This window comes from Saccharomonospora azurea NA-128 (assembly GCF_000231055.2).
In the GTDB taxonomy this organism is placed as follows: domain Bacteria; phylum Actinomycetota; class Actinomycetes; order Mycobacteriales; family Pseudonocardiaceae; genus Saccharomonospora; species Saccharomonospora azurea.
On record NZ_CM001466.1, the window covers coordinates 4,564,876 to 4,582,796 of the forward strand.

Below are 17,921 nucleotides of genomic sequence, written 5' to 3' on the forward strand. Positions count from 1 at the left end.
TGGCCCCATGCCGTTCCTCTCTCGCATCCGCATCAACCCCTTCCGTGAAGTCAGCCGAAAACTGCTCACCAATCCGCACGTCACACACGGTGCCGTGGTAGCCGGCCTTCCCGATCCTGAAGCAGACCGTCCACTATGGAGGTGGGACAGCGAGCGCGAAGGCAGGCCGTATCTCCTCGTCCTCACCAGTACCGCTCCGGACTGGACTCACCTCGTCGAACAGTGCGGTTGGCCCTCCGCGGGTGGCGACCACGTCGTCACCCGCGACTACGCCCCGCTCCTGCGCCAGCTCGCGAAGGGGCGGGAGTTCGCTTTCCGTGTCACCGCGAATCCCGTGCAGCATGTCCCAGCTCCTGTCATGGATTCAGTGCAGGGCTCCCCGGCGAAGCGCGGCCGCGCTCAGCGCATGGGACATCGCACCGCCTCTCATCAGCAACGCTAGTTCCTCCAGCGTGTCGAACGCTGGGGTTTCTCCATCCCCCGGCGCGACTCGGTGGAATCGGCACCGGAGCGGACGAGAATTCGGACCTGCGGGTCACTCAGAGGCAACGGCTTTCTTTCGCTAAGAAGAAGGCAGGCAAACCGGTTGTTCTGCACCTCGCGACGTTCGAGGGACGTCTGCGGATCAGCGACCCGGAGGTGTTCTCCCGCACTCTGCTCGAAGGTCTCGGCCCAGCGAAGGCCTACGGCTGTGGTCTCCTCACCCTCGCACCACTCCCGGCGACCACGCAGAGGTGAGAAGTGGCCGATATCTGGTGGAAAGCTCACCCGCACGATCTGCACCGCCTCACCGACCGCGTTTCCAGCGTCTATGTCGAACGCAGCCACCTCGACCGCGCCGAAAACGCGATCGCCGTCATCAATCGTCGCGAGACCGTAAGGATTCCGGCTGCGCTCGTGGCTGTGGTGTTGCTCGGGCCGGGAACCCGTGTCACCCATGGTGCGATGCAACTGCTGGCTGACTCGGGCACAGCGGTGTGCTGGGTCGGCGAGCAAGGTGTACGGATGTATGCGTCGGGCCTCGGCCCGAGCCGGGGCGCGGCGCTGTTGCAGCAACAGGCGTATTTGGTCAGTCGAACCAAACCACGCTTGGAAGTGGCGCGCGCCATGTATGCCATGCGGTTCCCCGGCGAAGATGTCACGACACTCACCATGCAGCAGCTCCGAGGTAGGGAAGGCGCCCGCGTCCGCAAGGTCTACCAACAGCAGGCACGTAGGTATGGGGTTACCTCGACCGGCCGGGCGTACAAGGCGGGGGATGCCTTCGCGGCCGGGGACGATCTGAACCGCCTGCTGTCCGCCGCCAACGCCGCTCTGTACGGGCTCTGTCATGCGGTCATCGTTGGGTTAGGGGCAAGCCCGGGACGCATCTGCATCGGCAGTGGAATCCGACCGGTGACGAGCCACCGCTGGTGGAAGGCACTAACCTCGTACGCAGGCCGTATGACGAAAAACTCCAACTTTGACCCCTGGTCGGCCGTCGATGCCGCCGCCAACGGCACACATCGGCTGTTGGTGGTCGGGGACTGGTCGAACTACCTCGTGGTAAATCGGGTTGGAACCACAGTTTCATACCTGCCTCCGGGCGTGTTGCAGGGCAGTAACCGCAGGCCAGACGGCCGTGTCGGCTGGTACGTCTACTGGCGTGTAGGCGCGAACGTGCTGACTCCGAAGGCTTTCCGGCTGTTGAAGGTCACGACAACGGCCTGACCCCCAAAGGATTCGGGAATAACCGGCTAGTCAACGTCAGTTAGATACGTTTTGGTCTTTTCAACCCTCCGTCATGTGGAGTGGAAAGCCCCCGGCTGGAACTAGAGTCCTGGTCGGGGGTTTCCCGTTCCTGCTGGTGCCAAGGCCAGGCGGGCTCGACCTTCTTCAGGGAATCTCAGGTAGGCGGGGCTCGACCATGCCCGCAATCACCTCGGCGGCTTCACAGGCGGCCTGCGAGCTGTCCTCTCCGGTGATGGTTACATCGACTCGGGAGAGGTCGTCTATTTCCATCGCGAAGTTGCAGTCGCCCAGTTTCGAGTTCTGGGTCGAAGCGGCGGGGCGTCGGTTGATCTCGCTGGTCTCAATACCGTCGCCGTAGTCTCGCATCTCATCGATACTTTGCGTGTCATGGATGCTTACGGCGAACGTGAACCCGTCTCCGCCATTATTTAGGCTATTCTGCCAGAAGCATGCGCGTACGTCTTTATCTTCTTTGTATCGTGAGTCAAAGTTGCCCACATCGGCAAGGTCTTCAGTTGTAAGCAGCTCGCAGGGGTCAATGTCGAGGCTAATCGAGGTAGCTGAAGTGGGTGTTGTTGGAAGTATGCTACCGGTCGAAGGATTATTCGACCAAGTTTGAGGCGATGCGGATCCTGGCTCCTCGCTTGCGCACCCAGACGCTGCCGACAGTAGCAAGGTCAAAGTGGCAATACCTGCCCACTTGTTGAACTTGGAAGACACAGATCATCAACCGCCCAAATTGCGAAACGCGTCCACGGAGGACTCTTCTTGCTCTTCGTACTGATCCGAAGCCCTCTGTAGGGCCTCTCAACTCTGCTGTAGCACGATCTCTAGTGCATCAAGTGAGGCGCGGACGGATTGATCATCGTTCGCGGCTGCGTGCATGTGCTGCGCGACTCTTCTTCCGTAATCGTGATTTCCGAGCGGCGGCATCTTGTCGAAGGCCTGCAGTTCGGTCCGCATTATAGAGATTTCGTCAATATAGTTATTCAGCACCTCGATGATCGGGTCGGCGGCTTCCTTGGTCACCCTGAAACCGCCCGACTTGGCTGAGGAGATCAGCGCGTCCGCCGAGCGGCCCATCTTTGCCATCGCTTCGGTGCCCATCGACTTGTTCATCGCCGATAGCGCGCCCATCATCGCCCCACCGCCCGGAGCGAACGCAGCAGCTCCACTGGCGACGTTTGTGGGATCAGACACGAGTACCCCCAAGCCCAACCGCACGGAACCGTTCGGCTTCGGAGTGTATCGGCCTGACGGCTACTTCGTAGGGGATAGCCGCGTCACCTAAGCGCGGTCGTTGGGGCGGAGGTGGCTGTGGTGGCCGCCTTGCAGCTTTTGCTCAGCGGGGCCTCAGCCGAGTGACTGTAGGGTCACTGTCCGCAATGCTGTCTGCTATGTCGACGTTCTCCAGGTGCTCCTGTATCACCGGTTCGGCCTGCGCTTTCACGCGCCGTCGTTGCTCTTCCAGGTCGTGGACCCGCTCCTCTAGCCAACTCACCCGAGCGTTGAGCGCGTGGAGGTCATCCTGGTGAAGCCGTGCGCTGATGCGGTCGTGCAGGTCGCGCATGCGGTAGAACAGCTCGCGCATGATCGCACCTTCTTAGTGATCGTCATCTCGATGTGAGCCTGTGCTCTGGGGTGCCCACAAGCGTCGTCGCTTCTCGTACCTGCGTTTGCTTGACAGTCACACACCTGACTGCGGTGTCGGCCCCGCGTGCGCGAGGATGCTTCGCCGGACGGATTGTCGGAGCTCGCACACTGGCGATCCAGGCGGTGGTCATCGACAGGGCGAGTGGCAGGGTGTGGCATACCACACCAGGGTGCCGATGCCGTCGCGCAGCGGGGACTCCACCGGCGAGCTCATCACGGAACACCTCACGGCGAGGTGAGCGGAAGCCGTCGCTCGTTCCGGTGAACGGTGCGCCATCGCCGCCGGGCTGTCGGTGCGGCTGACTACGGTCGCCGCTGCGACAGCTCGACACGCTGGGGGAAGCGATGGGTGGGTTCCGGTCGGATCAGGCGCGTGGCCCGGATGGCAAGTGGATCAAGGAGAAGATCGGCGGAACGGTCGTGGGGGCCGCTCTGGTAGCCACGATGATGGCGACGCCGATCGGCGCAGGAGTCACCGCGAGCGGCGGTGCGCTCTCCGCCGAGTCGTCGATCGGGCAGCTCGCCCGGAGCACGCTCGACAAGGCCAAGCAGAGCGCGAAGAAGGGGCAGCGTCGCACCACGTGGAAGCGGCTCGACCTCCGGGAAGTCACACGCAAGTCGGATCGGGTTGCCGACTGCGCCGTGCACTCCTACGGTCGGGTCCAGCGTTTGCTCGCGACCACGCCGTGCCGTTCGCTGCATCGCGTGCTCTATGCCCTCGACGGCCGCGACGGTGACCGGGTCGTGGTGTCGGTGTCGTGGGTGCGGATGCGCAGCACGGGGGCGGCGCGGGCGCTGCGGAACCTCGTCGACGTGCACGGGACGGGCAACATCCGCCCCCTGCCCGGCAGCCTCGTGGGGTCAGGCCGCATCGACTGGACGGGGTGGAACTACGACTCCGTCCGGTCGGGCAGGCAGGTCACGATCGCCGAGGTCGAGCCGCTGCGGGGAAATCCGAGCGCGGAATACATGGACGCCGTCGCCGAAGCCGCCGCCCAGTTCCCCCGACCTCGGTGACGTCCGGAATGGCAACCGCCGGGTCAGAAGTGACGCGAGCCGCCATGGTGGAATGTTCCTAACAAGTGGAACGAGGGACTTGCCGCGCACGTCTCAGGTCGGATACCCGACCAGCGGCGAAATGCTCGGCTTCGCCTTCACCACGGAGGAGTGCTCACCCATGTCCGGTGGGGATTACATCGACAGTACCGCCCACGCTGCCACGCTCTCCTCCGCGATGGACGACTTCGAGAAGGCGCTGACCTACCGGTGGCGGGAGCTGGTCACGGAGAAGATCTACGCGCTGGAGCACGACTACCCGGTGCGGATCAGGCGTTCGATGAGTCCGCACAACTCCGAACCGATGTGGGAGTACTGGTCTGCGGCCGCGGTCCACCACATGCGGGGTCCGCAGGGCGGGTGTGCCTACGTCGACTGGGTGCGGGGAGGCCAGGAGGGTTCGCTCGGCTCCGTCACCTGCGACGGGAAGACGGGGGCCACCGAAGAGGTCGATGTCGTGGGGCCCAGCGGTCAGATGGAGACCGTCCCGCCCTACATCGACTGCGGTATGGGGAAAGTACTGGCCCAGGTCGAGGACTGGGCCTGGGGCGAGCGCGAGCACGTCTACTATCAGCTTCCGCTGTTCGACACCCACGACGTCGGCGCCATCAAGAAGGCCCACGACGACTTCATCAAGGTGGGCAAGCAGCTCGGGTTGGAAGCCGCGTCCGGTTCGGCCGACGTGGGCACGTTCACGCCGACCAGCGAGCGCGAACTCGTCGCCACGGTCGAAGATCTGGCAGGTGAGCGCGGTGAGGGACAGGACTGGTGGGCGGGCTGGACCGGCCTGGCCGCCTCCCGGGCGAAGGCGGGCTTCTTCGCCTCGGTCGCACCGACCATGAACAACCAGTCCGGCATCGTGGGATCGCTTGCGAACCTGTATTCGGCTCGGGCCGCCATCATCGAGAAGGGCCGCAACGACGCCCTGTACTGGATCCAGTGGGCGACCAAGTCGCTCAAGGAAGAGGAGGCCACCTCCACGAATCTCGTGCCGGGGTGGAAGACCGTGCAAGCCCTGGGCACCGCCATCAGCATCAGCGGCGGTTGGACCGGAGTCGGCGGCGCGGTCGGCGCCAGCGTGATCCTGGTGGGCTTCCTCGGCGAGAACCTGATGGGCGAGGTGAAGCAGGAAGGGTACAAGCACGAGGTCGTGGACGTGGTCGAGCAGCTGAACACGAAGATCGACGCCCTGAACGACGAGATCACGGACCTGGAACTGGATTACTCCGGTGTCGTGGGCTCGCTGCGGACCACGATGTTCGGCATCCACAGCTACAACCTGGAGCTGTACGACCTGACGCAGAACGACCCGCAGGGTGACGACGAGGACGAGAAGGACGGATACACGGCCCACGTCGACGACATCCTCAAGATCGGCCAGGCGTGTTACGAGGCGGGCGAAGCGTATGCCGAGCTGCTGCCGACCCTCTCCGGCACGTTCGAGGCCGACGCGAGCCTCGCGGACAAGGACGGTAGCCCGACGGAGACCGACACGCTTTTGATCGAGACCCGCGACCGGCTGGAAGAGTTCATGAAGACGTCCTCGGCGCGCTATCTGCTCGCCGGCGACCAGGTCAAGAAGGCCGCGGAAGCCTACGCGGAGGCGGAGGAGGACCAGAAGGCGGCGTTCGACCGGATCATGGCCGACTGGGAGGACGCGGACGTCGGCGACTACCAGGACGACGTCGACTTCGACCCGGAAGAGGCCGCCCGCGAGACCGAACGCACCGGCTTCGATCCGTACGAGGACCACCCCGCTCGGGGCGGCGCCGAGCCCGGTGCCGGTGACGGCGAGGAGTACGAGACCGACAAGGACTCCTGACGGGCACGTGCGTGGGTGTCGAGCCGGAGGCCTGCCCGACACCCACGCACCGCACCACTACCGCACGGGCGCTCCCGGGCCGAGTGGGATGCCGAGCACCCACCAGGCGAGGAACAGCAGCGTCCAGGCGGTGGTCATCGCCAGGGCGAGCGGCAGGGTGTAGGACACCAGGGTGCCGATGCCGGCGTTCTTGCGATACCGCTGGAGGAATCCGAGCGCCATGATGAAGTACGGGCTCATGGGCGTGATCGCCGTGGACCCGGAGTCGGCGATGCGGAACAGTGCCTGCGTCGTTTCGGCGGGCACGTCGACGAGCATCAGCATCGGAACCAGCACCGGGGCGGCGATCGACCACATCGCCGAGCCGCTCGTCACCATCACGTTGACCAGTGTCAGCAGCACGAGCACCAGCAGGAACACGACGATGATCGGCAGTCCCGTCGTTTCGAGCAGTTCGGCCGCCCGCACCGACAGCACGTCGCCGACGTGGGTCCAGTCGAAGTACGCGAGGAACTGGGCGATGGCGAAGAACAGCACGAGCACGGGCGCCATCTGCTTGAGGCCCTCGACCATCAGCTTGGGCACGTCGGCGGCCTTCGTGATGGTGCCCGTGCGCACGCCGTACACGATGCCGACGGTGCCGAAGAGGAACGCCACCACGGTGGCGATGCCGTCGAGCAGCGGGGACTCCACGATGCTGCCGTCCTCACCCCGCAGCGGCGAGGATTCCGGAAGCACGAGCGCCACCAGCACCACGGTCGCGACGAGCAGCGCCGCACCGGCCAGCCGCAGCGCCGAGCGCTCCCGTGGGGACAGTCGCAGTGTGGCGATGTCGTCGAGCTCGGCGTCGGGATCGGGGTCCAGGTCGGGACGTTTACTGAGCACGAACCGGGTCACCAGAGTGATCACGGCGGCCAGCACGAGCGACGAGGCGATGTTGAAGAACCAGTTGCTCACCGGCGAGACGTACGCGTCCGGGTCGATGATCTGTGCCGCCGCCGTGGTGATCCCGGCGAAGATCGCGTCGTTGGGTGTCGGGATGGGGCTGGCGTCGTAGCCGGAGGCGATGGAGGTGTAGGCGACGACGACGCCGAGGATCGGCGAGCGACCCACCGCGCGGAAGGCGAGCCCTCCCAGGGGCACCAGGATGATGTAGGCGGCGGCGGAGGCCACGTGCGCCGCGGTGCCCGCGAAGGCGACGGCGAACACCACCCACGACGCCGGAACGCGGGACACGCTGACCCGCATGAGCGCGGCGAGGAAGCCGCTGCGCTCGGCCACGGCGACACCCATGATCACCACGACGATCGTGGCCATGGGCGGAAACGACGCGAAGTTGTCGATCATCGTCGACACGGCCATCGCGAGGCCGTCGCCCGAGATCAGGCTGCGCACGGCCACCGTCTCGCCGTCGCTCGGCGACACCACGGAGACGCCGAGCCCGGCGAGGACGGCGCTGACCACCGCGAGGATCGCGGACAGCAGCCAGAACAGCCAGAACGGGTGGGGCAGCGCGTTGCCCGCGCGTTCGATGACGCCCATGGCGCGCACGATGCGCGGGAGTCTCCGGCCGTCGGCAGCCTTCGAGGAGGAGTCCTGTGTCGTCATGGTCAATCCTTTGAGGACGGAAGCCGGTGGCGGCTGACGAAGTGCCACAGCACCTCGTGCGCCTCGATGGTCTGGGTGGTCTCGCCGCCGCCGCTGTAGACGTCGGCGCCCGGCCAGGTGTGGCCGCCGCCGTCCACGGCGACGTGCCGGACCTCCGCGCCGCGGTCGCAGCCGTGGGAACGGAACACCGTGATGTCCGGCTCGATCCGCCGGCTCGTGGTCGTGCCCGCGCAGCCGTTGCGGTCCGCCCAGCCGCGCACCCAGTCGGGGATGGCGGGCAGGTCGCGCTCGGCGTCACCCGCGTACGGGATCGTCGCGTCGTGGGTGCCGTGGAACTCGATGACCGGCACCGGTCGCCCTGGTTCGCAGTCCTCGCGGGTCCCGGGGTAGAAGGCGCCCGCGACGGGCGCGATCGCGGCGATGCGGTCGGACATCCGGCAGGCGAGCAGGCCGGTGAGACCCGCGCCGTTGGACTTCCCCGTCGCATACACCCGGCGGGTGTCCACGCAGAGTTCACGTTCGAGCTGGTCGAGCAGGTCACCGGTGAACGCGACGTCGTCGACGCCGGGCGCGGAGTACGGGGCGCCCTGCCAGGCCTGCCGGTCGCCGTCCCCGAGTCCGACGACGCCGTTCGGATAGGCGACGACGGCGGGCAACGTGGAGAGTTTCGAGAACTCCTCCGTGCGCACGGCGTCGTTGCCGCGGCCGTGGAACACGACGACCACGGGCCACGGGCGACGTGCATCGTAGTTCTCGGGCAGGTGCAGGCGGTAGGTCCGGTCGAGACCACCGCTGCTGATCGTCCTGTCGTGGCTCGTGCCCGGTGGTTGCGGCGCGACGCTGCCGCAGCCGGGCGAGGCGGGCCGGGGGTGTGCTGTCGCGGGAGGCGCGCTGAGTGCGAGGAGCGCGCCCGCCGCGGCCAGCGCCGCGGCGAATCGGGGAAAAGGCACCCTCATGACGGTTCCCTTTCGAGTCGGTCGGCGTCGTCGACGGCCGATCACGCGCCCGGAACGAGGGCGCGCGGGGACAGCGGCGGCACGCGGGTGTGCCGTCGTTTCGAGACGTGTTTGAAGGATTCGTGCGTGGGGGCTAGCTCGCCAGCCACTCCTCGGCGAAGTCGACGATGCGCCCCACGATGGCGTCCACAAGGGACTTTCCGTCGTCGGCGTCGGAGCGGCGAGGATCTCCGAGGACGCCGTTGCGGCTGAGTCGGTCGTAGGGCACAGGGAGGGTGATCCCGGTGTGCCGCGACAGTGTGCCGAGCGGGTCCAGCTCGGCGCGCCGGGTTGTGCCCGGCACCAGTCGGTCCTCGTGCACCAGTTCCGGTGCGAGATGGCGTAGTTGTGCGGTTTCGGCTTCGCCGCTGTGCCCGTGCACCTCGCTGACCTCCATGCCCGCGACGACGTCGGAGGCCAGCGAGGTGAGCGGCGTCCAGGCGAAGCCCAGGTCCGGGTGGCTGACGAGCAGATCCTGCGCCACCGTGCTCAGGGTCGCGTTGTTGCCGCCGTGCCCGTTGACGACGAGGATCTTGCGCCAGCCGTGCCGGTGGAGGCTGGTGGCGTACTCGCGGACGACGGCGGCGAACGTCGTCGTGGTGAGCGTGACCGTGCCGGCGAAACCGAGGTGGTGGGGGGAGACGCCCACCGGCAGCGGGGGACCGACCACCGCGCGCCCGGCGAGTGCGGTCGCCACGAGGTCGGCGACCCGCTCGGCGCGGATCGAGTCCGTGGCCAGCGGCAGACCGGGGCCGTGTTGCTCGAACGCGCCCGCGGGCACGAGCACGAGCGGGCTCGCGGTCACGGCGCGTGCCGCTTCCTCGGTGGTCAGCTCGGCGAGGCGATGGGTGGTCACTGGTCGCGCTCCGGCAGGTTCGCGCTCTCGACGACGGCGCGGATGGAGGTCAGGTGCTCGTGAGTGAGCGCGTGCGCGCGGTCGGCGTCACCGGCGCGGACCGCCTCCAGGATGCGTTGGTGCTCGGCGTGGTCGCGTTCGCGGTCGTCGTAGCTGTGCCGGATCTCGATCTGCTCGCGCACGCGGACGTGCAGGAGGGCCTCGATGGTTTCGCGGAGCAGGGTGTTGCCCGCGGTGGCCGCGAGTGCCACGTGGAAGTGCACGGCCGGACGTTCGTCGCCCTTCTGGGGCGCGAGCGCGTTGGCGACCGCCTTGTCGAGCTGGGCCAGGCCGTCGGCGTCACGCGCCCGTGCGGCGGCGGCCGCGATCGAGGGCTCGACGACGAGCCTCGCGTCGATCAGCTCCAGCACGGCGGCGCGGTCGATCCCGGGCCGGTGGGGGTTGGCCAGGAGCCTGCGGTCGATGCCGGAGCCGACATACGTGCCGGAGCCGTGCCGGAACTCGACGGCGCCCGTGGCTTCCAGCCGCCGCAACGCCTCCCGCACGGTCGGCGTGGTGACCTCGAAGCGGCGTGCCAGTTCCCGCGACGACGCCAGCGCGTCACCCGGGCCCAGGCGCTCGGTGCGGATGATGCCGACGATGTCGTCGGCGAGGCGTTCGGACAGCGACGGCTCCACTCGGGTCATAAAGTGACTAAATCACTTAGTCAAAACAGCTGTCAAGAGTCGTGCCGAACGTCGCGCCTCCTGACGTCCGTGCGCGGGCCCACCTCGCTCCGTACCCTGAACGGGTGCGGATGCGACCGACGCTGAGCTGGACGCCGACCGGCGTGAGCGCGCCGTGCACCACGGAGCTGACTGAGGTCGCGCGCGTGGTCGGCGATGGCGGTGTGGTGGTGCTGAGCGGGGCCGGGTTGTCCACGGAGTCGGGCATCCCGGACTACCGCGGCGCGGACGGGACACTGACCCGGCACCTGCCGATGACCCACCAGGAGTTCCTGTCCAGCGACGAGGGCCGACGCCGGTACTGGGCGCGCAGTCACCTCGGCTGGGCGGCGTTCTCGCGGGCCCGGCCCAACGCCGGTCACCGGGCGGTGGCGGCGTTGCAGCGCAGCGGTCACGTCGCGGGCGTGATCACGCAGAACGTGGACGGGCTGCATCAGGCGGCGGGCGCCGAGGGAGTCGTGGAGCTGCACGGCAGCCTCGCGAGCGTCGTCTGCCTCGACTGCGGGCGCACCGGCTCCCGCAGGCAGCTCGAACAGCGGCTGCGCGCCGCCAATCCGGACTTCCGGGCCGAGGTCACGCGCATCAACCCCGACGGCGACGTGGACCTGCCCGAGCACGTCGTGCGCGACTTCCGGTTGGTGCCGTGCTCGGCCTGCGGGACGGGGAGGCTCAAACCGGATGTGGTGTTCTTCGGCGACAGCGTGCCGCGGGCCCGGGTCGACGAGTGCCGGAGGCTGGTCGACGACGCGCGGGCCGTCCTGGTTCTCGGGTCGTCGCTGGCGGTGATGTCCGGACTGCGGTTCGTGCGCCAGGCCGCGAAGGCGGGCATTCCGGTGCTCATCGTCAACAGGGGTGAGACCCGCGGCGACGCGCACGCCCGGGTGCGCGTCGACCGCCCGCTGGGCTCGGCGCTGACCGAGCTCGTCGCGCGGCTCGGCGGCTGATCCCGATCACGAGGTCGACCGTCCCTCCTCGGATTCCAGAGCCGGTCGTCGCTGGCAGCGGGTCTTCACCCAGTTCGATTCCCGTGGGCCCCTTAGCGCAGACGTGTTACGGCACCGGGTGCTACATCGACCTGCTCTCGGCACCGAACATTGAGGATCGCTGTTGACTCTGTATGTAACGATCAGGTTGCTGAGGGTAAGCGTTGTTGCGAACGCTTGGCTGTACTCGATGTAGCAATGGAGTACGCCTGGATTACGCCGTAGGAGGGCTTGTTGTCAGTGCGACCGGGAATCGTGGCGGACCGCTTCCGCCTGCTTGGGCCTATCGGCAAGGGCAATATGGGCGAGGTGTATCGGGCCGAGGACCAGGCTGCCGGGGACGTCGACGATCGCGTGGTCGCCGTGAAGCTCGTCCTCCGTACCCGTTCCGGCTCGCACATCGATTCATTAGCGGGGACGAAGGCCGGCGAGCGCTTTCAGCGAGAAGTGCGGATTATGCGCCGGCTGGACCACCCGAACCTGCCTCGCCTCGTCGACGGTGGTGTGGATGCCGAGGGGCTGCCTTACCTGGCGATGGAGTTCCTGGACGGGCGCACCCTGCGTGATCTGATCTCCGAACGAGCGCAGTCGCCCGTGTCCTGGGTCGTGGCTCTGGGTGCGCAGATCGCCGACGGACTGGCGGCCGCGCACGCCGAGAACGTCGTGCACCGTGATCTCAAGCCTTCGAATGTGATGGTGGTGCGCGGTGGCGTGGTCAAGGTCCTCGACTTCGGCATGGGGCGTATGGCCGACGACACCGACGCGGCACGGCTCACCAGCACCGGCGTCACGGTGGGAACGGCCCGCTACATGGCGCCCGAGCAGTTCCGCGCTTCGGCGGTCGGCCCGGCGGCCGACCTGTATGCGCTGGGGTGTGTGCTGTTCGAGTTGCTCACCGGCGTCCCGCCGTTCCACAGTGAATCGGCGCATGAACTCGGGCACAAGCACCTGACCGAAGAGGCGCCACCGTTGCTTCCCCTGCGGCCCGACGTGCCCGTGGAAGTGGCCAGGCTGATCGACAGCCTGCTGGCGAAGGACCCGGCGGACCGGCCGGTGGACGCGGGCGCGGTCCGTGACGCTCTTATTGCGCGGAGCACGGATGCGGACGAAGAAACCGTGTCGGGGTGGGAGGCGTTCAACCCGGTGACCCGCCTCATCGAGCTGCGCTCAGCCGGTACCTCGGTGCCAAACCCTGGCGCGGATACGAAGCCGGCCCCAGGGGCGGGGATGGACGTCTTCGGCGTGCACCGCAGGTTGATCGACGACTACCGGGCCTTCACCGAGGGTGGCACGGTCATTCGCGACCAGCGGATCGCCGCGTTCGTCCGTGACGATCTCGACGCCAAGTCGCAGTGGCCCGACCCGTGGCTGTCGCTGAACCCGTTCTTCGCCTCGGGCGGCACGGTGCTGGAACTTGCCAGGGACGGCGTGCTCCACGACGAGTGCACGCGGATCTTCCAGACCGGCAAGACCGAGGGCGGCACGGTATGTAATGGACGGCCTCTCGCGTTCCACCGCCACCAGCGCGAGGCGATCGACATGGCACGCACCGGCGAGTCCTACGTCCTCACCACGGGAACCGGCTCGGGCAAGTCGCTGTCCTATCTCGTGCCCATCGTCGACACCGTGCTCAGGGCCCGCGATCAGGAGGGACCGAGCGCGCCGAAGCGGGTTCGCGCGATCGTCGTCTATCCGATGAACGCGCTGGCCAACAGCCAGCTCAAGGAGTTGGACAAGTTCCTGCTCGACGGCTACGGCCCCGGCAGGCAGCCGGTCACCTATGCCCGCTACACCGGTCAGGAGGGCGAGGAGCGGCGCAGGGACATCCAGAACAATCCGCCGGACATCCTGCTCACCAACTACGTGATGTTGGAGCTGATGCTCACTCGGCCCGACGACCGGCGTTCGCTGATCAGGATGGCCACCGGGTTGGAGTTCCTCGTCTTCGACGAGCTGCACACCTATCGTGGCCGTCAGGGCGCGGATGTGGCGTTGCTGATTCGCCGGGTGCGGGAGGCCTGCCGGGCCGAGAACCTGCAGTGCGTGGGTACTTCGGCCACGATGTCGAGCGAGGGCACCGAGGAGGACCGCCGGGCGGTAGTCGCCCGGGTCGCTTCTACCCTTTTCGGCACGACGGTGCGGCCCGAGCACGTCATCGGGGAGACCTTGGTGCGTGCCACAGGTGAGGCGCCCCCAACAGTGCCTGCCGAGCGGCTCCGCGCGCTCGACGCCCCCCGCGCCTATGCGGACCTGGTGGCCGACCCGCTTGCACGGTGGATCGAGACACGCTTCGGGCTGGCTACCGAGGAGGGCACCGGCAGGTTGGTCCGGCAGCGACCCGCGAGGATCGAGGACGCGGCGGCCGAGTTGGCGGCCGACAGCGGTGTGCCCGACGACGTCTGTGCTGAGGCCATCCGCCGGACGCTCGAAGCGGGTTCGCAGGCGAGGCATCCGGTGACCGACCGCCCGCTGTTCGCGTTCCGGCTGCACCAGTTCCTGTCCAAGGGCGACACGGTCTACGTCACCCTGGAAGACAAGGAGACCCGCCACCTGACCCGCGACTACCAGCGGGTTCAACCGGGCTCGGACGGCAAGATCCTCCTGCCTCTGGCCTTCTGCCGCGAGTGCGGGCAGGAGTACCTCACGGTGTGGCGCAGGACCGGCCCCGAAGGCACCGTCTACGAGCCGCGCCGGGACACCACCGCGACAGGTGGCCGCGCCGGCGACGGCTACCTCTACATCGACCCGCACCGGCCGTGGCCCGCCACCACCGAGGAGGCGATCGCCGATCGGCGCCTGCCCGAGTCGTGGCTGGACGTCGACGCTCACGGCTACGACACGGTGCGCGATTCGTATCGCAAGCGGCTGCCCCAGGCCATTACCGTGGACGCCTACGGCAACGAGGGCAAGGGGGACCTCGCCGCCGCTTTCATCCCGGCGCCCTTCGGATTCTGCCTGCACTGCGCGGTGAGTTACGAGCAGGTGCGCGGCAAGGACTTCGCCAAGCTGGCGACGCTCGACCAGGAGGGCCGCTCGTCGGCGACCTCGCTGGTGTCGGCGTCCATCGTGCGTTCGCTCAAGCAGGCCCCCGAAAGCGCGCTCGACGAGAAGGCCCGCAAGCTGCTGACGTTCGTGGACAATCGGCAGGACGCTTCGCTGCAGTCCGGGCACTTCAACGACTTCGTGCAGATCACGCAGCTTCGGGCGGCGCTGTACCAGGCGGTGGTCGACGCGGGTGAGGACGGCATCCGGCACGAGGAACTCGCCTCTCGCGTCACCGACGCTCTCGGGTTGAAGCCCGCCGACTACGCAGGTGCCACGGACCTACCGCCGTCGTTGGCCCGCAACGCGGCCAAGACGTTGCGCGACGTGATCGCGTTTCGGCTGTATCTCGACCTGCAACGCGGTTGGCGGGTCACCATGCCCAACCTGGAGCAGACCGGCCTGCTGCGGATCGACTACGAGGACCTGGACTGGCTGGCCGCGAACGAGGAACGTTGGACGCGAACGCTGCCGGAGTTGCGGGCCGCCGAGCCGGGTCTGCGGATCGACATGATGCGGGTGCTGCTGGACGAGATGCGCCGGGCGCTCGCCGTGGACGTGCAGTACTTCCGCGATGAGTTCGACAGTCTTCAGCGCGCGAGCGAGGAACGGCTTGTCGAGCCGTGGGTGCTGTCCACGAATGACAAGCCGAATGTCGGCACGGCGTATCCACGCGGCTCCAAACCCGGGATGGACCGCTCGGGGCTGTTCCTGTCGGGGCGCGGCAAGTTCGGTAAGTACCTGCGCAGGACCCACTTCTCAGGGCTGTCGACCGACGACACCCAGCAGGTGATCGCTGATCTGCTGGAGGTGCTGGCCGAAGCGCAATTGGTGCACCGGGTCGAGACGACACCGCAGCGGGGCGGCCGGTTCCGGCGCTCGGCGGGTCCGCCTATGACGGGCTACCGCATCGCGGCGAGAGCCCTGATCTGGCGGGCGGGCACGGGCGAGCGGGGCACCCACGATCCGCTGACCCGCACCTACGCCAGTGGGGAGGGGCCTCGGGTTAACCGGTTTTTCCGGGACCTCTACCGGAACGCGGCCGGGGTGCTCGGTGGGCTGGGGGCCAAGGAACACACCGCCCAGGTGGATCCCGCGGAGCGGGAGCGGCGCGAGGAGCTGTTCCGCAACGGGGCCCTGAGCCTGCTCTACTGCTCGCCGACGATGGAGCTGGGTGTCGACATCTCCGAGCTCAACGCCGTGATGATGCGCAACGTGCCGCCCACGCCCGCGAACTACGCCCAGCGCAGCGGCCGGGCGGGCCGGTCGGGGCAGCCCGCGCTCGTCACCACGTACTGCGCGACGGGCAACAGCCACGACCAGTACTATTTCCGCCGTTCCGACCGCATGGTCGCGGGCGCGGTGGCCCCGCCCCGGCTCGATCTCGCCAACGAGGATCTGGTGCGCTCGCATGTCCACGCGATCTGGCTGGCCGAGTCGGGACTCAAGCTCGGCCGTTCGATTCCCGACGTCATCGACATCGGCTACGCCGAGGACGCCCGGCGTCCAGACCCGGAGCTGCCCCTGCACGACCACGTGCGCACGTCCCTGCACGACGACGCCGCGCGCCGCCGTGCTGCTGCCGCCGCGCGCGAGGTACTCGGCGAGATGCTCGACGAGCTTGCCGACAGCGCGTGGTGGCACGACACGTGGATCGACGACACGGTACGGGCCGCTGGGGAGCAGTTCGACCGCGCGCTGGACCGTTGGCGGGATCTGTTCCGCGCCGCGCTGGTGGATCAGGCGGAGCAGAACCGCAGGGTACTCGACCACACGCTGTCCGAGAACGACCGTAAAGCGGCCGTGCGGCGCCGCAGGGAGGCGGAGACCCAGCTCAACCTGCTGAAGAACGAGACCGCGGACGCGAAGTCGGTGCTGTCGGACTTCTACCCGTACCGCTATCTGGCGAGTGAGGGTTTCCTGCCGGGTTACTCGTTCCCCCGGCTGCCGCTGGCCGCCTACATCCCCGCGAGCGGCCGCAGGTTCGACGACGGCGACTACCTGCAGCGGCCCCGCTTCCTCGCGATCCGCGAGTTCGGCCCTGGCGCGCTCATCTATCACGAGGGCGCCCGCTACCAGGTGACGCGCATCCAGTTGCCGCCGGACGCGAGCGGCGACGTGGTCACTACCACCGCCAAGCGGTGTTCTTCCTGCGGCTACCACCACGAGGAGAAGGACAACGCCGATAGGTGCGAGATGTGTGACACGCCGCTGCGGGAGACGACCTCGGGGCTACTGCACCTCCACACCGTCTACACCCGGCGCCGGGAGCGAATCTCCTCCGACGAGGAGGAACGCAGGCGGGCCGGGTTCCGGTTGGTCACCTCCTACCGCTTTCACGACCACGGGGCGCGGCCCGGCCGCCGGGACGCCACCGTGTCCGACGACCGTGGAGCGCTGGCCACGCTCACCTACGGCGACTCCGCCACTGTGCGCATCACCAACGTCGGCCGGCTACGGGCCGCCGAGAACGAACCGCCGGGGTTCTGGCTCGATCCGGCCGACGGCCGGTGGATGAACGAGCGCGACGCCGCCGAGGCCTCCGGTGACTCCAGCGAGATGCCCGTGGTGGACGCCGACGGCAACGAAAAGCGCCGCAAGAAGCGGGTGATCCCGTATGTGGAGGACCGCCGCAACATCCTGGTGGTCAAGCTTGCCGAGGCGTTGCCGGAGGCGACGGCGCTGTCGCTCATGTACGCGCTGGAACGCGGTATCGAGGCGGCTTTCGAGCTGGAGGACGCCGAGCTGACCAGCGAGCTGCTGCCGCCGGACGAGGGTGACCGCGACCGGATGCTGTTCACCGAGGCCGCCGAGGGCGGGGCTGGGGTACTGCGGCTGTTGCAGGCGGACCCGACAGCACTGAGGCAGGCCGTCCAGGCAGCCCTCGACATCTGTCACTTCACCCCGGACGGCACCGACCGGGGTGGACCGCACCCCGACCGCCCGTGTGCTCGCGGCTGCTACGAGTGCCTGCTCACCTACGGCAACCAGCCCGACCACGGGGCCATCGACCGGCACTCGGTGTGCGACTTGCTCGTCCGGTTCGCCGGGGCCAGGGTGCTCGCTGCCGGGCGGGGCGAGTCGCGCACGGAACAGCTGGAACGGCTGACCGCGCAGTCGGACACGGGGCTGGAAGCCAAGCTCATCACATTCTTGAAGGAACGGGGTCTGCGCCTGCCCGACGAGGCGCAGACCTTCGTCTCCGAAGCACTGGCCCGCCCCGACTACGTCTACCGGCTCCGTGGAGTGAACGTGGCAGTGTTCGTCGATGGCCCCGTGCACGAGTATCCCGTGATCGCCGAACGCGACCGCGAGGCGGAGGACCGTCTGCTCGACAAGGGCTGGGACGTGGTCCGGTTCCCGCACGACGGGGACTGGGAGGCCATCGCCGACCAGTTCCAGCGCTATTTCGGCCCCGGCGTGGGCGCCTGACGAGGGAGAGAAACACAG

Annotated in this window: 14 protein-coding genes; 7 read left to right on the forward strand and 7 right to left on the reverse strand. The window is 67.8% G+C overall.

Annotated features, from left to right (window positions below):
• The first annotated feature begins 7 nt into the window (after window positions 1–7).
• From SACAZDRAFT_RS24205 to cas1e, 3 genes are all read left to right on the forward strand, one after another.
• Window positions 8–442, forward strand: a complete 435-nt coding sequence (locus SACAZDRAFT_RS24205; protein ID WP_408638054.1) for a type I-E CRISPR-associated protein Cas6/Cse3/CasE — start codon at window positions 8–10, stop codon at window positions 440–442.
• Between the two features lie 86 nt (window positions 443–528).
• Window positions 529–738 (forward strand): type I-E CRISPR-associated protein Cas6/Cse3/CasE, encoded by a 210-nt coding sequence (locus SACAZDRAFT_RS24210; protein WP_408638073.1) that lies wholly within the window; start codon window positions 529–531, stop codon window positions 736–738.
• A gap of 3 nt (window positions 739–741) precedes the next feature.
• Window positions 742–1,710: a type I-E CRISPR-associated endonuclease Cas1e gene (gene cas1e / locus SACAZDRAFT_RS23090; RefSeq protein ID WP_005445044.1), complete on the forward strand. Its 969-nt coding sequence runs from the start codon at window positions 742–744 to the stop codon at window positions 1,708–1,710.
• A 165-nt stretch (window positions 1,711–1,875) separates the two neighbouring features.
• On the opposite strand, the gene SACAZDRAFT_RS22695 is transcribed toward cas1e, so the two are convergent.
• From SACAZDRAFT_RS22695 to SACAZDRAFT_RS21130, 3 genes are all read right to left on the reverse strand, one after another.
• Window positions 1,876–2,451: a DUF3558 domain-containing protein gene (locus SACAZDRAFT_RS22695; RefSeq protein WP_232286319.1), complete on the reverse strand. Its 576-nt coding sequence runs from the start codon at window positions 2,449–2,451 to the stop codon at window positions 1,876–1,878.
• 87 nt (window positions 2,452–2,538) lie between these two features.
• Entirely contained in the window at window positions 2,539–2,931 is a 393-nt protein-coding gene (locus tag SACAZDRAFT_RS21125) for a hypothetical protein (protein ID WP_332307656.1), read from the reverse strand.
• A 142-nt stretch (window positions 2,932–3,073) separates the two neighbouring features.
• On the reverse strand, window positions 3,074–3,322 hold the full coding sequence (locus tag SACAZDRAFT_RS21130; protein ID WP_005445050.1) for a hypothetical protein: 249 nt from the start codon (window positions 3,320–3,322) through the stop codon (window positions 3,074–3,076).
• Between the two features lie 407 nt (window positions 3,323–3,729).
• On the opposite strand from SACAZDRAFT_RS21130, the gene SACAZDRAFT_RS21135 reads away from it, so the two are divergent.
• Both SACAZDRAFT_RS21135 and SACAZDRAFT_RS21140 read left to right on the forward strand, forming a co-directional pair.
• Window positions 3,730–4,401 (forward strand): hypothetical protein, encoded by a 672-nt coding sequence (locus SACAZDRAFT_RS21135; RefSeq protein ID WP_005445051.1) that lies wholly within the window; start codon window positions 3,730–3,732, stop codon window positions 4,399–4,401.
• A 160-nt stretch (window positions 4,402–4,561) separates the two neighbouring features.
• A complete protein-coding gene (locus SACAZDRAFT_RS21140; RefSeq protein WP_005445053.1) occupies window positions 4,562–6,262 on the forward strand; it encodes a hypothetical protein in 1,701 nt (566 codons plus the stop codon).
• A gap of 57 nt (window positions 6,263–6,319) precedes the next feature.
• Here SACAZDRAFT_RS21140 and SACAZDRAFT_RS21145 read toward each other — a convergent pair whose 3' ends face one another.
• The 4 genes from SACAZDRAFT_RS21145 to SACAZDRAFT_RS21160 form a co-directional block, all read right to left on the reverse strand.
• The gene (locus SACAZDRAFT_RS21145; RefSeq protein WP_005445054.1) at window positions 6,320–7,870 is read right to left on the reverse strand and encodes an AbgT family transporter; all 1,551 of its coding nucleotides are present in this window, start codon (window positions 7,868–7,870) and stop codon (window positions 6,320–6,322) included.
• 2 nt (window positions 7,871–7,872) lie between these two features.
• A complete protein-coding gene (locus SACAZDRAFT_RS21150) occupies window positions 7,873–8,826 on the reverse strand; it encodes an alpha/beta hydrolase family esterase (RefSeq protein WP_005445056.1) in 954 nt (317 codons plus the stop codon).
• Window positions 8,827–8,959: 133 nt separating this feature from the next.
• Window positions 8,960–9,721: a creatininase family protein gene (locus SACAZDRAFT_RS21155; protein WP_005445058.1), complete on the reverse strand. Its 762-nt coding sequence runs from the start codon at window positions 9,719–9,721 to the stop codon at window positions 8,960–8,962.
• Entirely contained in the window at window positions 9,718–10,407 is a 690-nt protein-coding gene (locus SACAZDRAFT_RS21160) for a FadR/GntR family transcriptional regulator (RefSeq protein ID WP_005445060.1), read from the reverse strand. The genes SACAZDRAFT_RS21155 and SACAZDRAFT_RS21160 overlap by 4 nt, the downstream gene beginning before the upstream one ends.
• 110 nt (window positions 10,408–10,517) lie before the next feature.
• On the opposite strand from SACAZDRAFT_RS21160, the gene SACAZDRAFT_RS21165 reads away from it, so the two are divergent.
• Together SACAZDRAFT_RS21165 and SACAZDRAFT_RS21170 are read left to right on the forward strand one after the other, a co-directional pair.
• A complete protein-coding gene (locus SACAZDRAFT_RS21165) occupies window positions 10,518–11,390 on the forward strand; it encodes an NAD-dependent protein deacetylase (protein ID WP_005445062.1) in 873 nt (290 codons plus the stop codon).
• Between the two features lie 279 nt (window positions 11,391–11,669).
• Window positions 11,670–17,903 (forward strand): protein kinase domain-containing protein, encoded by a 6,234-nt coding sequence (locus SACAZDRAFT_RS21170; RefSeq protein WP_232286442.1) that lies wholly within the window; start codon window positions 11,670–11,672, stop codon window positions 17,901–17,903.
• The last annotated feature ends 18 nt before the right edge of the window (window positions 17,904–17,921 follow it).

Bases quoted from the DNA above. Each gene is read 5' to 3' on its own strand.
- SACAZDRAFT_RS24205 (WP_408638054.1), top strand. From the start codon at position 8: ATGCCGTTCCTCTCTCGCATCCGCATCAACCCCTTCCGTGAAGTCAGC.
- SACAZDRAFT_RS21130 (WP_005445050.1), bottom strand. From the start codon at position 3,322: ATGCGCGAGCTGTTCTACCGCATGCGCGACCTGCACGACCGCATCAGC.
- SACAZDRAFT_RS21135 (WP_005445051.1), top strand. From the start codon at position 3,730: ATGGGTGGGTTCCGGTCGGATCAGGCGCGTGGCCCGGATGGCAAGTGG.
- SACAZDRAFT_RS21140 (WP_005445053.1), top strand. From the start codon at position 4,562: ATGTCCGGTGGGGATTACATCGACAGTACCGCCCACGCTGCCACGCTC.
- SACAZDRAFT_RS21145 (WP_005445054.1), bottom strand. From the start codon at position 7,870: ATGACGACACAGGACTCCTCCTCGAAGGCTGCCGACGGCCGGAGACTC.
- SACAZDRAFT_RS21150 (WP_005445056.1), bottom strand. From the start codon at position 8,826: ATGAGGGTGCCTTTTCCCCGATTCGCCGCGGCGCTGGCCGCGGCGGGC.
- SACAZDRAFT_RS21160 (WP_005445060.1), bottom strand. From the start codon at position 10,407: ATGACCCGAGTGGAGCCGTCGCTGTCCGAACGCCTCGCCGACGACATC.
- SACAZDRAFT_RS21165 (WP_005445062.1), top strand. From the start codon at position 10,518: ATGCGACCGACGCTGAGCTGGACGCCGACCGGCGTGAGCGCGCCGTGC.